This is a genomic window from Lacticaseibacillus sp. 53-4, assembly GCF_016861805.1.
Classification (GTDB): Bacteria; Bacillota; Bacilli; order Lactobacillales; family Lactobacillaceae; genus Lacticaseibacillus.
Window position 1 is genome coordinate 25,114 of sequence record NZ_BOLT01000025.1, and the last position, 14,033, is coordinate 39,146.

The 14,033-nt window shown below is 57.1% G+C and carries 14 protein-coding genes; 3 read left to right on the top strand and 11 right to left on the bottom strand.

What is annotated here, in order from left to right:
• Positions 1 to 33 precede the first annotated feature (33 nt).
• The 9 genes from JUF21_RS09435 to JUF21_RS09475 form a co-directional block, all read right to left on the bottom strand.
• A complete protein-coding gene (locus JUF21_RS09435) occupies positions 34 to 588 on the bottom strand; it encodes an NYN domain-containing protein (RefSeq protein WP_203623804.1) in 555 nt (184 codons plus the stop codon).
• The gene (gene rlmB / locus JUF21_RS09440) at positions 589 to 1,386 is read right to left on the bottom strand and encodes a 23S rRNA (guanosine(2251)-2'-O)-methyltransferase RlmB (protein WP_203623805.1); all 798 of its coding nucleotides are present in this window, start codon (positions 1,384 to 1,386) and stop codon (positions 589 to 591) included.
• Entirely contained in the window at positions 1,358 to 1,786 is a 429-nt protein-coding gene (locus tag JUF21_RS09445; RefSeq protein WP_203623806.1) for a Mini-ribonuclease 3, read from the bottom strand. The genes rlmB and JUF21_RS09445 overlap by 29 nt, the downstream gene beginning before the upstream one ends.
• On the bottom strand, positions 1,783 to 3,186 hold the full coding sequence (cysS, locus tag JUF21_RS09450) for a cysteine--tRNA ligase (RefSeq protein ID WP_203664219.1): 1,404 nt from the start codon (positions 3,184 to 3,186) through the stop codon (positions 1,783 to 1,785). The genes JUF21_RS09445 and cysS overlap by 4 nt, the downstream gene beginning before the upstream one ends.
• Positions 3,187 to 3,407: 221 nt before the next feature.
• Entirely contained in the window at positions 3,408 to 5,171 is a 1,764-nt protein-coding gene (recQ, locus tag JUF21_RS09455; RefSeq protein ID WP_203664221.1) for a DNA helicase RecQ, read from the bottom strand.
• 119 nt (positions 5,172 to 5,290) lie between these two features.
• Positions 5,291 to 6,781 (bottom strand): glutamate--tRNA ligase, encoded by a 1,491-nt coding sequence (gene gltX / locus JUF21_RS09460; protein WP_203623809.1) that lies wholly within the window; start codon positions 6,779 to 6,781, stop codon positions 5,291 to 5,293.
• A 139-nt stretch (positions 6,782 to 6,920) separates the two neighbouring features.
• Positions 6,921 to 8,084, bottom strand: coding sequence for a PIN/TRAM domain-containing protein (locus JUF21_RS09465; protein ID WP_203623810.1), 1,164 nt, complete (start codon positions 8,082 to 8,084; stop codon positions 6,921 to 6,923).
• A gap of 19 nt (positions 8,085 to 8,103) precedes the next feature.
• On the bottom strand, positions 8,104 to 9,483 hold the full coding sequence (gene radA / locus JUF21_RS09470) for a DNA repair protein RadA (protein ID WP_203664229.1): 1,380 nt from the start codon (positions 9,481 to 9,483) through the stop codon (positions 8,104 to 8,106).
• A 21-nt stretch (positions 9,484 to 9,504) separates the two neighbouring features.
• Positions 9,505 to 10,044: a dUTP diphosphatase gene (locus JUF21_RS09475; RefSeq protein ID WP_125755860.1), complete on the bottom strand. Its 540-nt coding sequence runs from the start codon at positions 10,042 to 10,044 to the stop codon at positions 9,505 to 9,507.
• A 129-nt stretch (positions 10,045 to 10,173) separates the two neighbouring features.
• Here JUF21_RS09475 and JUF21_RS09480 point away from each other — a divergent pair, with 129 nt between their 5' ends.
• The gene (locus JUF21_RS09480; protein ID WP_125755862.1) at positions 10,174 to 10,464 is read left to right on the top strand and encodes a GNAT family N-acetyltransferase; all 291 of its coding nucleotides are present in this window, start codon (positions 10,174 to 10,176) and stop codon (positions 10,462 to 10,464) included.
• A gap of 130 nt (positions 10,465 to 10,594) precedes the next feature.
• Positions 10,595 to 11,941 carry an aminopeptidase C gene (locus tag JUF21_RS09485; protein ID WP_203623812.1) on the top strand — a complete coding sequence of 449 codons (1,347 nt, stop codon included), beginning with the start codon at positions 10,595 to 10,597 and terminating at the stop codon, positions 11,939 to 11,941.
• 65 nt (positions 11,942 to 12,006) lie between these two features.
• Here the strand turns inward: JUF21_RS09485 and JUF21_RS09490 are convergent, their stop codons facing one another.
• A complete protein-coding gene (locus tag JUF21_RS09490) occupies positions 12,007 to 12,684 on the bottom strand; it encodes a 2,3-diphosphoglycerate-dependent phosphoglycerate mutase (RefSeq protein WP_203664231.1) in 678 nt (225 codons plus the stop codon).
• 114 nt (positions 12,685 to 12,798) lie between these two features.
• Here JUF21_RS09490 and JUF21_RS09495 point away from each other — a divergent pair, with 114 nt between their 5' ends.
• The gene (locus tag JUF21_RS09495) at positions 12,799 to 13,602 is read left to right on the top strand and encodes a hypothetical protein (RefSeq protein WP_203623814.1); all 804 of its coding nucleotides are present in this window, start codon (positions 12,799 to 12,801) and stop codon (positions 13,600 to 13,602) included.
• A gap of 43 nt (positions 13,603 to 13,645) precedes the next feature.
• Here JUF21_RS09495 and JUF21_RS09500 read toward each other — a convergent pair whose 3' ends face one another.
• Complete coding sequence (locus JUF21_RS09500; protein WP_125755869.1) at positions 13,646 to 13,882, bottom strand: CsbD family protein; 237 nt, start codon at positions 13,880 to 13,882, stop codon at positions 13,646 to 13,648.
• Positions 13,883 to 14,033 lie beyond the last annotated feature (151 nt).

Genomic DNA, 14,033 nt, shown 5'->3' on the forward strand with positions numbered 1-14,033 from the left:
ACGGCGCCTCGCGATTGCGAGGCGCCGTCATTTTTACTTGTGTCCATTCTTTTTGTCCTCGGCCTCACGGCGCGTCAGTTTGCGCCGGGCGTGGTCGAGTTTTTTCAACTGGTCTTTGCTCCAGATTTGGTTACGCTTGGGCTCACGCATGATAAACGGATCCGTGGAATGATTGAATTCGCGCTCTGACCGTTTAATCTCCTGATAAAACTCGCGCGACGAGATTCGCAGCGCCCCGCGAGAAAACACCGTCCATTGCTCCGCCTGATCGGAGGTCACGACAGACAGCTGCACCAACGGCCCGTTTAGGTCGTTAGCCAGCCGCTCGATATAGGAATCGGCGGTTTCATCCTGCTGGGTGAACACCACTTTGAGGTTCCATTTCGAGTAGTTCTCGCCGATGCCAGGCACGTACATCGCGTCAAACACCACAATCATGTCCGCATTTTCGTGGGCGCGGTATTCCGCCAGAATGTCCAGCAGCCGGTCCCGGGCGGCGGCAAAGTGACCGGTGGCCTTAAGCTTGGCCAGCTCAGGCCAGTTGCCGATCACGTTGTAACCGTCCACGAGCAGCAGGTGCCGGCGCATCTACTTGCCTCCGCGGCTGGTGAAGCCTTGATACATCAAGATCCCGGCCGCCACCGAGGCGTTCAGGCTCTGCACATGACCCACCATCGGAATGGTCAAGGTCGCGTCCATCAGCTTCGCCAGACCGGGGCTGATGCCCTTGCCTTCGTTGCCGATGACCAAGGCGACCTTACCCTTGGCGTTCCACTGGCGAAAGTCCTGGCCGTCCATCGCGGTGCCGAAGATCCACAGCCCCCGCTCCTTGAGCGTTTTGATGGTCTGCGCCAGGTTGGTAACCCGGGCGACTGGAACATGCTCGATCGCACCAGTCGAGACCTTCGCGACCGTGCTGGTCAGGCCGACTGCGCGGTGCTTGGGGATAATGATGCCGTCGACCCCGACCGCGTCGGCCGTGCGCAAGATCGAGCCTAGGTTTTGCGGATCCTCCAGATTATCGAGGATCACGAAAAACGGATCATGGCCGGCTGCGTGGTCAAACAGGTCATCAATGGTCACATAGGCATACGGGGCCATGGCGACCATCACACCTTGGTGATTGCCGCCGTCTGTCAGCAGGTCCAGCTTGACCTTGGGCACCTGCGAAACGAGGATTTTTTGCTTTTTCGCCTTGTCAACAATCACCCGCACGGGATCGGAGTTGAGATCCTTTTGCACGAATAGCTTGTTGATCGTTTTGTTCGACCCTTCGCGCAGGGCTTCTTCAACGGCGTGGCGGCCGAAGACAAACTCGTCCTGGTGCGTCTCATCCGTCGGTTGGTCGCGGCGCGGATCATTTTTCCGCGGGTTTGATTTGGCCATGGCCAGTGCCTCCTTCTTCTACGTAATCAATGCCCCAAAGCGCCAGCTGCTCGATCCGCTCATCCTGGTCCGTCAGCTTCAGGTAGCCGAACAGCGCCTCAAAGCCGGTCGAAATGCGGTAAGTCACCACATCGGTGTGCTTGGCGTGGGTGTAACTTTTGGCGTTGCGGCCGCGCTTGTAGTAGTCCCATTCGGTCTCAGACAGCAGCGATTGGCGCTCCATGCCGTCAATCAGCTTTGCCTGGGCCTTCGCCGACACAAACGACTTGGCCGCCTTTTGCAGCTGGTTCGGCCGCACTAAACCGCGGTCCAGCAGATGCTGGCGCACGTAGACTTCCCACACGGCATCTCCCAGGTAAGCTAAGGCGATCCCGTTCAATTGTTTTGCATCTGCGCTCATTTGCGGCGCCACCTCGTTCCTTGTGCGGTATCTTCCAGTACAATCCCCTGTGCCTGCAGCTCATCACGGATCTGGTCGCTTTTGGCAAAATCCTTGGCGGCGCGCGCGGCGTTGCGGGCGGCGATCAACGCCTCGACGTCGGCGTCCAGCAGTTCTTCCTTGAAGGTCACGCCAAAAATGACAAGCCAAGCGGCCTGCTTGGTCAGCATGCGCTGCAGGGTCGCAGCCGCCACAGTCGGCGCAGCGGCGGTTTCATTCATCAGCTTGGCCAGCTCGTACACGACGGCAAGACCATTTTGCACGTTGATGTCATCGTCCATGGCGGCAAGAAAATCAGCCTCCAGCGCATCCAGCTTGGCCTCTAGTGCCGAATCGGTGCCAGCAGCCGCGTCTTTAAGCCGGTAGCTGATGGCGTCGCGGGCGATCTTGAGGCGTTCCAAGTTGCGCCCAGCTTCCTTCAGGCCGGCCTCGGAGTAGCGAATCGGCCGGCGATACTGGGTCGATGCCATCAAAAAGCGCAGCACCTGCGGGTCAACCGTCTTCACAATGTCGTGCACCGTGATGAAGTTGCCCAGCGACTTGCTCATTTTCTCGTCGTCTTCGCCGATGGTGACAAAGCCGTTGTGCAGCCAGTAGTTGACAAACTTCTGACCGGTTTCGGCCTCGCTTTGGGCGATCTCGTTTTCGTGGTGGGGAAATTCCAGGTCCTGGCCGCCGCCGTGAATATCAATGGTCTTGCCCAGAAGTGTCGTGGACATGACTGAGCACTCAATGTGCCAACCGGGCCGCCCGGCGCCCCATGGGGAGTCCCAGGAGATCTCACCGGGTTTTGCCGCTTTCCACAAGGCAAAATCAATTGGATCCTCCTTGCGGGCGGTTTCGGCGTCGGCCACGTGCTGCGAAGCGCCTTGCTCTAGCTCGTCAACGTTCTTGTTTGATAACTCGCCGTAATGGGCAAACTTGCGGGCGCGGTAGTATACGTCGCCATCGGCCTCGTAGGCGTAGCCCTTTTTGATCAGATCAGCGACAAACGTGATGATCTCCGGGATCATTTCACTGGCGCGCGGGTGCGCCGTGGCTGGCTCAATGTTCAACTTGGCTGTGTCTTCCATGTACGCGTCAATGAAGCGCTGAGCAAGCGCTAGCGGCTCCTCGCCGGTTTCGTGTGCCGCATTGATGATTTTGTCGTCAACATCGGTGAAGTTCGAGACGTAATCCACCTTGTAGCCGCGATATTCAAAGTACCGACGAATCGTATCGAACGCAATTGCGCTTCTGGCGTTGCCGATATGAATGTAGTTGTACACCGTGGGGCCACAGACGTACATCTTGATTTCCCCAGGGACGAGCGGCTTAAACGGCTCTTTTTGCCGCGTCAATGTGTTGTATAGCTGAAGCATAAAATGGCCCCTTTCTTAGATGTGCCAAGGCAAGCTCTGCTAGCTCACCCGCTTGCCCTCGCAGCCTTCTTAGTTGCGCTCAGGCAAGCAACGCGAGCTGTTCTAGCAACGGTCAGCGGTTCGCCTGCCTTACAGACAAACCGCTGACCTAGGCTAGCCCACTCGCTAAACTCGCTTGCCTTCGCAGCCTTCTTTATTCTACGCGATAACGTCTGGGGTTACTAGCTTGCCGCCAGCGCCTGCAGGAAGACTTTGCCGTACTTTTTCAGTTTGGCCTCGCCCACGCCTTTGACGTTGAGCATTTGCGCCTCGTCTTGCGGCTGCAATAGCGCCAGTTGGCGCAGCGTGTCGTCGGAGAAAATGACGTAAGGCGGCACGTTTTGCTTTTGTGCGAGCTCATAGCGCAGTGAGCGCAGCTTCTGGAACAGCTCGTCATCCACCGCCACGCTGGCGTGAGCTTTGACGGCCTGCTTGCGTGAGACCTTAGCCGCCCCGCGCAGCACGTCCGCGCCCAGCTGGGTGACGCCCAATGTCGGGTACTGCCCGCCTTGCGCTTCCAGGTAGCCGCCGGCGGTCAGAAAATCGATAAAGCTGCTGATGTCCTTCTTGCGCATACTCGCCATCAGCCCGTAAGTGGACAATTCCGCAAAGCCAAACTGGCGGATGCGCTGATTGTTGGACCCGGCCAGCACATCGGCAACCATGCCCTTGCCAAAACGGCCATGCAGCCGCACCACGCAGGACAAGACCTTCTGTGCGGACTCGGTGACGTCCACCGCCTCGCGCGTGTCCAGGCAGTTTGAGCAGCGCCCGCACGGTTCGGAGGTTTGCCCGAAGTACCGCAGAATGAACTGCTGCAGGCAGTCGCCCGTATTGGCGTATTGGTTCATCACCTGCAACTTGCGATACTCGTTTTGCTTGTAGTCCTCATCACCGTCGCTTTGATCGATGAAAAAGCGGCGGATGCCCAAGTCGTTCGGCGCATACAGCAGGATGGCCTCGGAATCGAGCCCGTCACGCCCTGCCCGGCCGGCTTCCTGATAATAGGATTCCAGGTCGCCCGGCACCTGCGCGTGGATCACAAAGCGCACATTGCTCTTGTCGATGCCCATCCCAAACGCATTGGTCGCGACCATCACCAGCTTGCGGTCAAACAGAAAGTCCTCCTGGTTGGCATTGCGCTCAACTTCCGGCATTCCTGCGTGGTACTTGGCCACGCTAACCCCGTGGCGGTCAAGCAGCCCAAACAGCCGCTCGACTTCTTTGCGGGTGGCGCAGTACACGATGCCGCTTTGATCCTGGTTTAACTTCAGATAGTCGAGCAGGTAAGCGTCCTTATCCTGGCCCTTGACTACCTGAAAGCTGAGGTTGGGCCGGGCAAACCCGGTATTGATGAAACCGGCCTGCGGAATGCTGAGGCGCTGGCCAATGTCGTCGGCCACCCGGGTGGTCGCCGTCGCAGTCAGCGCGATCACCGTTGGGTGCGATGGCAGCTCCCGGGCAATGCGTGTCAGCTCCAGGTAACTGGGACGAAAATCGTGGCCCCACTGCGAAATGCAGTGCGCCTCGTCAACCGCCAGCAGGTCGATGCGCAAATCACCCAGCTCCTGCAAAAAGCCGCCGAGCTCTAGCCGCTCAGGCGCGACATACAGCAGCTTGTACTCGCCGCGGGCCGACAGGTCCAGCCGGTGCTCGGCCTCGCGGGAATCAACAGTTGAGTTGATGTAGGTCGCCGGGATCCCGTTGGCGTTCAGCGCGTCGACTTGGTCCTTCATCAGCGCGATGAGCGGCGACACCACGACCGTCAGCCCGGCCTGCAGCAGCGCCGGAATCTGGTAACACAGCGACTTGCCACCACCGGTTGGCATGATCACCAGCGTGTTTTCGTGATTCAGCACGCGCTGGATCGCCTGGTCTTGCCCAGGCCGAAAGTCGTCGTAGCCGAATTTTTCTTTTAGAATGCTTTGCGGAGTTGCCGCTGCCATGGTCCATCCCCCTGTTCGTATCCAACCATTTTACCCGTGAAAAGCAGCCCTGTACACCTGACAGATTTCGTGGTTGCACGCAAAAACCGCTCACCGATAGGCAAGCGGCCAAGCAAAAACTATTTTTCCAGCGCGTTGATGACGTAATCCATGTTGGCGAGAACTTTCTCGCGGCCCATCAACTCGATGGTCTCAGCCAGTTGCGGCCCGTGCATCTCGCGCGTGGTAGCAATGCGAACTGGCATGTACAACTTGCGGCCCTTCACGCCGGTCTCAAGCCGCACCTGGTAAACGGCCTGGTTGATGTAGTATGCAGAGAAGGTCGGCAAAGCGCGCAGCTTCTCTTGCGTGAGCTTGAGCACAGTCAGCGCATTGTCGTCGGCCAGCTCCTTCATGTCGGTTTCATCCAAGTCCTTCGGCTGTTCGAAGAAGATGGTGGCCAAGTCGCTGATCTGCCCAGTGTAGCTCATTTGCGGGATGTACAGGGAAATCAGCTGGCGGGCCCACTCAATGGTCGAGGGATCCGGATCCTTGGCAATCCGGCCGGCCTCGATCAGGTTGTCCACGGCCAGCGCGGTCAGCTCGTTGGGATCGGTTTTTTTGATGTACTGGTTGTTGACCCATTCGAGCTTCTTTTGGTCAAAGCGCGCCGGTGACTTGCTCAGGCGCGTTTCGTCAAAGAGCTTGATGAACTCCTTGCGGGTGAAAATCTCGTCTTCGCCCTTCGGGGACCAGCCCAGCAGCGTGATGAAGTTAAACATCGCGTCTGGCAGATAGCCGAGCTCCTTGTACTGCTCGATGAACTGCAGCACGGACTCGTCGCGCTTAGACAGCTTCTTGCCCGTGGCCCCGTTGATGATCAGGGTCATGTGACCGAAGACCGGCGGCTCCCAGCCAAAGGCCTCGTAAATCGCCATTTGCTTTGGGGTATTGGCGATGTGGTCATCCCCGCGCAGGACGTGGGAAATCTGCATCAGGTGATCATCGATGACCACGGCAAAGTTGTAAGTCGGCATCCCGTCGGCTTTTTCAATGACGAAGTCGCCGCCGATGGTGTTGCCATCAATGGAGATGTCGCCTTTAACGATGTCGTTCCACTCATACGTGTGATCGGCTGGAATGTGGAAGCGAATGACCGGTTTCAGCCCCTTGGCCTTGGCCTCGGCGATCTTGGCCTGCTTCTGGTCTTCAGTCAGGCCCTCATACTCGTAGACATAATGCGGGGCTTCGTGGGCAGCCTTTTGCGCGTCGCGGTCGGCCTGCAGCTCTTCTTCAGTCTTGTAGGACTCGTAAGCGTCCCCTTTGGCCACCAGTTCTTGGATGTACTTGTGATAAATGTCCTTGCGTTCAGACTGGCGGTACGGGCCAAAGTCGCCGCCCTTGTCAGGGCCTTCATCCCAGTCGATCCCGAGCCAGTGCAGGTTATCGATCTGGCTTTTTTCACCATCTGCAATGTTGCGCTTGGTGTCGGTGTCTTCGATCCGCAGCACCATCGTCCCGTTGTAGTGACGGGCAAACAGGTAGTTGAACAGCGCCGTGCGGGCGTTGCCGATGTGCAAGTGGCCGGTTGGACTTGGTGCGTAACGCACCCGAATTGGTCGATCTGACAAAATATGATGCCTCCATTTTTTGTGTGTCGTGTACCCGTCCCGGGTTTGCGCCCAGAACATGCATTGCTAGTGTACCACAAGGCGCTTGGCCTTTCATTTCTCCAAAATAAAAAGCCCGCGTTTTCAGCGGACTTTCCGGTTACTTTTTGGCTTTACCAGGCTTGCTAGTCGGCTTTTGCTCGTGCTTTTCATCCTCGGCTTTAAGTGACTGCTGCTGATGCGCCGGTTTAGCGAAAATCATGCGGCCCGCGGCAGTTTGAATCGCAGACGTCACGATGACCTCCAGCGGCTTGTTCATGAAGTACTGGCCGTCTTCAACCACGACCATCGTGCCGTCCTCGAGGTACGCGACCCCTTGCTGACGCTCGGTCCCAGACTTGATGACGGTGACGGTCATGCCTTCGCCAGGGATCAGGTCCGGCTTCAAGGCGTTGGCCAGCTCGTTAATGTTGAACACCGGCACGTTCTGAAACTGGGCGACCTTGTTCAGGTTGAAGTCGTTGGTGACGACCACCCCGTCCAGCATTTTCGCCAGCTTCAGGAGCTTGGAGTCGACCTCGGTCATGTCCTCGAAGTCGCCGTCGTACATTTCGACGTTGATTTCCGGGTCCTCTTTCATCGAGTTAATGATATCCAGGCCGCGCCGCCCGCGGCCGCGCTTCAAGGCGTCTGCCGAGTCAGAAATCAGCTGCAGCTCATGGACCACAAAGGTCGGGACTAGGAGCGTACCTTCCAGAAAACCGGTCTTGGCGATTGCCTGCACTCGGCCGTCAATAATGACTGACGTGTCCAGCAGCTTGTATTTGTGGAAGTTTTCGCCAGCCTTGCGATCCAGCACTGACTGGCCGCCGTCCTCTGGCTTTTTATCCCGGTTGCGCACCCCAAACAGGCGACGCCACTCCTCGCGGCGCGTGGTGCCGATGCGGAACCCGAAGTAGCCGAACACCAGCATCAAAATCAGCGGCAGAATAGTGCCTAAAGGCCCAGGAAGTCTGGAAAAGAAAATCGAAATAATGGCTGCAAACACGAGGCCAATGATGGTACCCAAACTGCCAAACAACAGGAACGATGGTGACTTTGCGTTCATGGCCTTTTCGACCTGGTCAAGCTTGCGGATGATCCAGCCGGAAAGCAGTTCCGAAAGCATCAAGAAAACCACAATGCCGATCAGGCTGTCGACGATGACGTTGTTCAGCCACGTGGTTTGGTCGAGCTTTAACAGCGCCCAAAATAGCGGCATAACGCTTGCCCCAACGCCGATCCCAATTAACGCAAACAAAATGTTGATTACACGTTTTTTCATCTCGTTCCTCCTTTCCAAGTTATTTTACAAAGACTCGGTCCAGCGCTTCGGACACGCTGGCCACGCCAATCACTTTAATTTTATCACGTGCCGGCAGCCCCTGCAGATTATTCTTTGGAATAAAAATCCGTTTGAACCCGAGTTTGGCTGCTTCCTTGATTCGGTCCTCGATCCGATTAACCCGGCGCACTTCGCCGGTCAGCCCAATCTCGCCGACAAAACAATCGGTCGGGGAAATCTCCGAGTCGCGGTACGAGCTGGCGATTGCCATCGCCATGGCCAAGTCGATAGCCGGTTCGTCCAGCCGGACCCCACCGGTCGCCTTCAGGTAAGCGTCCTGGTTTTGCAGCATCAGGTTGGCTCGCTTTTCCAGCACCGCAATGATCAACGACACGCGGTTGTGGTCAAGGCCACTGCTTGTCCGCTTGGCGTTGCCGTACATGGTGGGCGTCATCAACGCCTGGATTTCGACCAATATCGGGCGGGTTCCTTCCATCGACACGACCACCGCAGAGCCGGTGGCGTTTGGCAGCCGCTCGTCCAAGAATAATTCCGACGGGTTGGCCACCTCTGCCAGGCCGTCCTGGTGCATTTCGAAAATGCCAATCTCGTTGGTCGAGCCATAACGGTTCTTGACCGAGCGAATCATCCGGTACGTGTGGTGCATGTCCCCTTCAAAGTACAAGACGGTGTCCACCATGTGTTCGAGAATCTTTGGGCCGGCGATGGCGCCTTCCTTGGTGACATGGCCAACAATGAAAATCGTGATCTGCTCCGTCTTGGCAATCTTCATCAGCTCGGCCGTCACCTCGCGGATCTGGCTGACCGACCCGACCGCCGAGCTCATTTCCGGCACGTTCATGGTCTGCACTGAGTCGATGACGACGTAATCCGGGTGCATGTCGTCTATTGCCTGGGAAATACTCGGCATGTCGGTTTCCGGGTACAGGTACATGCCGGAATCGCCGACGCCCAGCCGGGTCGCCCTCATTTTGATTTGGGCGGCGCTTTCCTCCCCTGACACGTACAGCACTTTGGCGCCCTTGCTGGCAAGGCGGCCGGAGACCTGCGTCAGCAGCGTGGACTTGCCGATGCCGGGATCGCCACCAATCAGGATCAATGACCCGGGCACGATGCCGCCGCCGAGGACCCGGTCAAGCTCGCCAAGGTCCGTCGAGGTGCGCGGCTCGCGCTCCATGGAGACCTTGCTCATCAGCATCGGCTTGACCTGGCCGCCAGCGCTGGTGTGGCGCGGGGCCGGCGTCGCCTTGGCCGGGGCCGCGCTTTGGGTTTCTTCCACTAAAGAGTTCCAGGCCCCGCAGTTCGGGCAGCGGCCGAGAAACGTGGCCGAGATGTAACCGCAGTTCTGGCACACGTATTGCGTTTTGGTTTTGGCCATAGGCCGCCTTCTTTCTGTGCTTTAACGCCCGGTCGAACCGAATCCCGCGGTCCGCTTGGCACCGGTGCCGTTGTCTCCATCCGCCAGCAGGTACGGCATGAAGATGCCCTGACCAATCCGCTCGCCTTGTTCGATCACGACGTCGCGCGGGGAAAAATTCACCATCTGGATAAAAATTTCGCCTTCGTTAGCCGGATTCCCGTAGTAGTCCGCGTCGATCACGCCGATGCCGTTGGGAATCACCAAGCCGCGCTTGAGCGGGTTGCTGGAGCGGTTGGCCAACACCAGCACTTCATTGGGCTGCATGTAGGCCTTGACGCCAGTCGGCACCAGCAAGGGCTTCAGGATCTTGCTGGCGCGCTGCAGGTCGCCGTCAGTCAGGGGGTGTTCGTTTTTGATCAGCCGGAACAGGCGAATGAAGTCATACCGCCAGATGCTTTTCAGGACAAAGTCTTCCCGGGCAAAAAAATCGTAGCCCGCCGCGTTTTTGGTCTGCCGCTCGGGCAGCTTGACGCCGGCATTTCGATAGGCGGAAACAATCTCAAATCCTCGCGTGCGCATAGTAACCTCCATTTTGTTGAACGTGTTCTTATCATAACACCTTGGGCGTTAGCCGCCGACGTTAAAGCGGTTTCTTGGCTTAATCCTAACGAATTGCTATAATTAAGCGAAGACGAGAGGAGTGACAACATGGCTTTTGAACACGAACCAGGCCGCTATTTCATGAATGACGAAACTGGTAAGCTGATCGCTGAAGTCACCTATCAGGCCATTGATGACGGCCAAAACCTGGTCATCGACCACACCTTTGTCGATCCCGTGCTGCGCGGCCAGGGCATTGCCGGCAAACTGGTCCGCGCGGTCGTCGACGAAGCGCGCGCAACCGGCAAACAAATTGAGCCCCTTTGCACCTTTGCCCGCCACGAATTTGACACCAAGCCTGAGTACGCAGACGTGCTTCGGCCCACTCCAAGCGAATAGATCTGGACCGGCCACCGCGGTGGTCGGTTTTTTCTTGGCCCCACGGGTTCAATCTGTGAGGTGGTTATGCTAAAATGTGGAAGTCTGTTAATATTTCATCATTTTCTAATGAAAAAGGAGTGAAGTGCATATGTCAAAGGCAGTTACTGCTGAAGACCTCGCAAAGTACCAACAGGATCTCGAAAAGGCCCCCGCTTCCGCCGCGATTCAAAAGGCGGTCATGAACAATGGGGTGCTGAAGAGTGCCGAGAACACTGAAAGCCAAACCACGATGACTCAGACCTTCTCCATCGATTTGAGCACCGGCAAGGTTGCCGACCAGAAGCAGTCCGGCCGCTGCTGGATGTTTGCCGCGCTGAACACCATGCGCCACAGCATTCAAAAGCAGTTTAAGATCAAGGACTTCGAACTTTCCCAGAATTACACATTCTTCTGGGACAAGTTCGAAAAATCCAACTACTTCTATGAAAATGTCATCAAGACCGCAGATCAAGACATCGATTCACGCAAGGTGGCCTGGCTGATGGCCAACCCTCAAGGCGATGGCGGCCAGTGGGACATGCTGACGGCCCTCATCGACAAGTACGGGATCGTGCCGAAGTCTGTGATGCCTGAAACGTACTCCTCCAGCAAGTCCAACGAAATGAATTCGGTGCTCAACCTGAAGCTGCGCAAAGACGCTGTCACCCTTCGCAAGCTGGTTGCAGATAAAGCTTCAGAGGCCGACATCGAATCAGCCAAGGACAAGATGTTGTCCGAAGACTACCGGATCCTGGCTTACACGCTGGGCGTGCCGCCGACCAAGTTCGATTTCGAGTACCGCGACGATGACAAGAACTACCACATCGACCGCGACTTGACCCCGAAGGCCTTCTTCGCCAAGTACGTTGGCTGGGACACCGACGCTTACCAGTCCCTGATCAATGGCCCGACTGCCGACAAGCCGTTTAACCACCTGTACACCGTCGAGATGCTCGGCAATGTGGTCGGCGGCCGTGAAGTGCGTCACTTTAACGTCACCTCTGAAGAGATGAAGCGGCTGGCCATCAAACAGCTTGAAGCCGGCGAAACAGTCTGGTTCGGCTCTGATGTCGGCAAGTCTTCCGATAGCAAACTTGGTATCATGGATCCAAAGCTGTACGACAAGAACGCCCTGTTCAACACGAGCTTTGACATGACCAAAGCAGAGCGCCTGGACTACGGCGAAAGCTTGATGACCCACGCGATGGTCCTGACTGGCGTTGACATCGTTGACGGCAAGCCAACCAAGTGGAAGGTCGAAAACTCCTGGGGCGAAAAGGCCGGCCAAAATGGCTACTTTGTCGCTTCCGATGAGTGGTTCTCCGAATTTGTTTACCAAGTCGTCGTGAACAAGAAGTATTTGTCCGCCGACGAGCAGACGACAATCAAGGCTGAATACGATAACCCAACCGTCCTGAAGCCATGGGATCCAATGGGTGCGCTGGCTTCCAAGTAAGCCTTAGCCATCAAAAAGCTGCAAGCACATCGCGTGCTTGCAGCTTTTCTTTACCTCAAAATCGCTTAAACCGGCAAAATGTCCTTGCTGACAATGCCGAGCCGTTCATCCATGGTGTACACGATCGGCTGCGCGTTTGCGACCTCGACCTGATCGATCCCAGCGTCTGAGATTTGCTCCAGGTACTTGATCAAGGCTCGCAGCGTCGACCCATGGGCGACCACCAGCTGGTTTTTCCCCGCCAGCAACCGGGGCGCAATTTCATCCAGCCAGTATGGAATTAATCGGCGCTCGGCGTCCTGCAGGCTTTCGCCGCGCGGAATGATCGTCACCGGAAAATTCTGGTAAGCCCGACTGCGCCGCGGCTGGGCGAGCAGCGGCGGCCGGTTGGAAAAGCTCCGCCGCCAGCTGGCCACCTGCGCCTTGCCGAACAGCTCGCGGGTCTTGTCCTTGTTCAGCCCGCGCAGCGCCCCGTAATGCCGTTCATTGAGCCGCCAGGACTTGGTGATCGGCAGCCAGTTCTGGTCGATTTCCTCCTGGACCAGGTACGCGGTTTGAATGGCCCGCTTCAGCACCGACGTGTGGACGTGGCCGAACGGCAGGGCGAGTTTGGCCAGCGCCTGACCGGCCGTCCGAGCCTGCTGAACGCCCAGCGCAGTCAGCGGGACATCCGACCAGCCGGTGTATGTGTTCGAAAAATTGGCGGCACTTTCGCCGTGGCGGATCAACACTAATTTAACCATTGTGACCTCCGTATTTTCCCAGTATACCATTTTCGGAAAACAGTCGAAAATACTGGTATATGAGAATACAATTAGATATACTTATTTGTATCTAATTCACTTGGGGGCTTGGCCATGGCAATCTGGGTACCGGGAACGATCACATCACGCATTCAGCCTGATCTCGCACTGGCGATCGATCGCGGCGTCGCGCTGGACATCGGCAACGAAAGTTTCGAGTGGCACATTACCAGCAACGATGACCTTCTTCCAACCGATCAAACCAATCTGATCATCAGCGTCGCCGAAACCGTCGACCCGCTGCTGGTACCGCACGACCTCACCCTGCACACCACTGTGAAAACCGGCGTTGGTCTAGGGGCATCGTTGGCGGCAACCATGCTGGGAATCGAGCTGGCGGCGACGCTGGGCGACAAACCGGTGCCGCTCAGTCGCAAGCTCGAGGTGGCCGACTTTTTTGAGCCCAACCGTGCCGCAATTGAGGCCACGCTATACGGCGGCTGTCTGGTGTTTAACGGCCCGAAAAACGTGTTGAACTTCGGCACCGAGCTGGTGCAAGGCGCCATCTACCTCCCTGACAAAGTCGTAGACACCCCTGTGCCACCAGAGCCCGCCAAAACTTCGGCCACCGCGCAGGCAGTGATGAATGCAATGATGAGCGCAGACGGCGACTGGCTGGATCAGCACTTTCCGCTGCGCGAGCAGGTCACCGAAGACTATTTCCCACACGCCGAAATGGTGGCCCGCGCCGTGCGGGCGGCCGGCGGCTTCACCACCTTTGTCTCCGCCAACGGCCCGGCGCTGGTGTGCCTGGCCGAAACGCGCCAGACGGACTTTTTCCCCCAGCTGCAGCGGCGGCTGACCGCGGGCAGTGTCGCGCCGTTCCACCTTTCCCGCAAAGGGATCTCGCGCATCTGACCACCAAAAAGCCGGGCCTTTTTCAGGCCCGGCTTTCGGTTTGCTAATGGTTGTCCTTGTAGGCGTCAACGGTATCGTTAAACTTATCCGCAGCCTTCTCGGTGAGGTCGTCAGTGGTATCTTTTGCCTTGCGCTTGGCGTCGTCAATTTTGTCTTTGGCCTCGCCCTTCAGTCCTTGCGCCTTACCCTTGGCCTCCAGCTTTTCGTTGCCGGTAGCCTTGCCGGCGGTTTCTTTCACCTTGCCGACGACTTTGTCCTTCATTGCATCAAAATCTGCCATAACTATCCCTCCTTCTTGGTGTAAATTAAGTATACCAAGACTAGGTTGTGTGCGTCCAATCAGACGACTTACGGCAATAAAAACCACCCGTCGAACGGGTGGTTTTCTCTGGGGCTATAAGCCCCTGTTGCTGGCTGCGTCTCAAGGCGCT

Coding starts and splice junctions, on each gene's coding strand:
- JUF21_RS09480 (WP_125755862.1), top strand. CDS start 10,174: ATGGCTTTTGAACACGAACCAGGCCGCTATTTCATGAATGACGAAACT.
- radA (WP_203664229.1), bottom strand. CDS start 9,483: ATGGCCAAAACCAAAACGCAATACGTGTGCCAGAACTGCGGTTACATC.
- JUF21_RS09490 (WP_203664231.1), bottom strand. CDS start 12,684: ATGGTTAAATTAGTGTTGATCCGCCACGGCGAAAGTGCCGCCAATTTT.
- recQ (WP_203664221.1), bottom strand. CDS start 5,171: ATGGCAGCGGCAACTCCGCAAAGCATTCTAAAAGAAAAATTCGGCTAC.
- JUF21_RS09445 (WP_203623806.1), bottom strand. CDS start 1,786: ATGAGCGCAGATGCAAAACAATTGAACGGGATCGCCTTAGCTTACCTG.
- cysS (WP_203664219.1), bottom strand. CDS start 3,186: ATGCTTCAGCTATACAACACATTGACGCGGCAAAAAGAGCCGTTTAAG.
- JUF21_RS09495 (WP_203623814.1), top strand. CDS start 12,799: ATGGCAATCTGGGTACCGGGAACGATCACATCACGCATTCAGCCTGAT.
- rlmB (WP_203623805.1), bottom strand. CDS start 1,386: ATGGCCAAATCAAACCCGCGGAAAAATGATCCGCGCCGCGACCAACCG.
- JUF21_RS09465 (WP_203623810.1), bottom strand. CDS start 8,084: ATGAAAAAACGTGTAATCAACATTTTGTTTGCGTTAATTGGGATCGGC.
- JUF21_RS09475 (WP_125755860.1), bottom strand. CDS start 10,044: ATGCGCACGCGAGGATTTGAGATTGTTTCCGCCTATCGAAATGCCGGC.
- JUF21_RS09485 (WP_203623812.1), top strand. CDS start 10,595: ATGTCAAAGGCAGTTACTGCTGAAGACCTCGCAAAGTACCAACAGGAT.
- JUF21_RS09435 (WP_203623804.1), bottom strand. CDS start 588: ATGCGCCGGCACCTGCTGCTCGTGGACGGTTACAACGTGATCGGCAAC.
- JUF21_RS09500 (WP_125755869.1), bottom strand. CDS start 13,882: ATGGCAGATTTTGATGCAATGAAGGACAAAGTCGTCGGCAAGGTGAAA.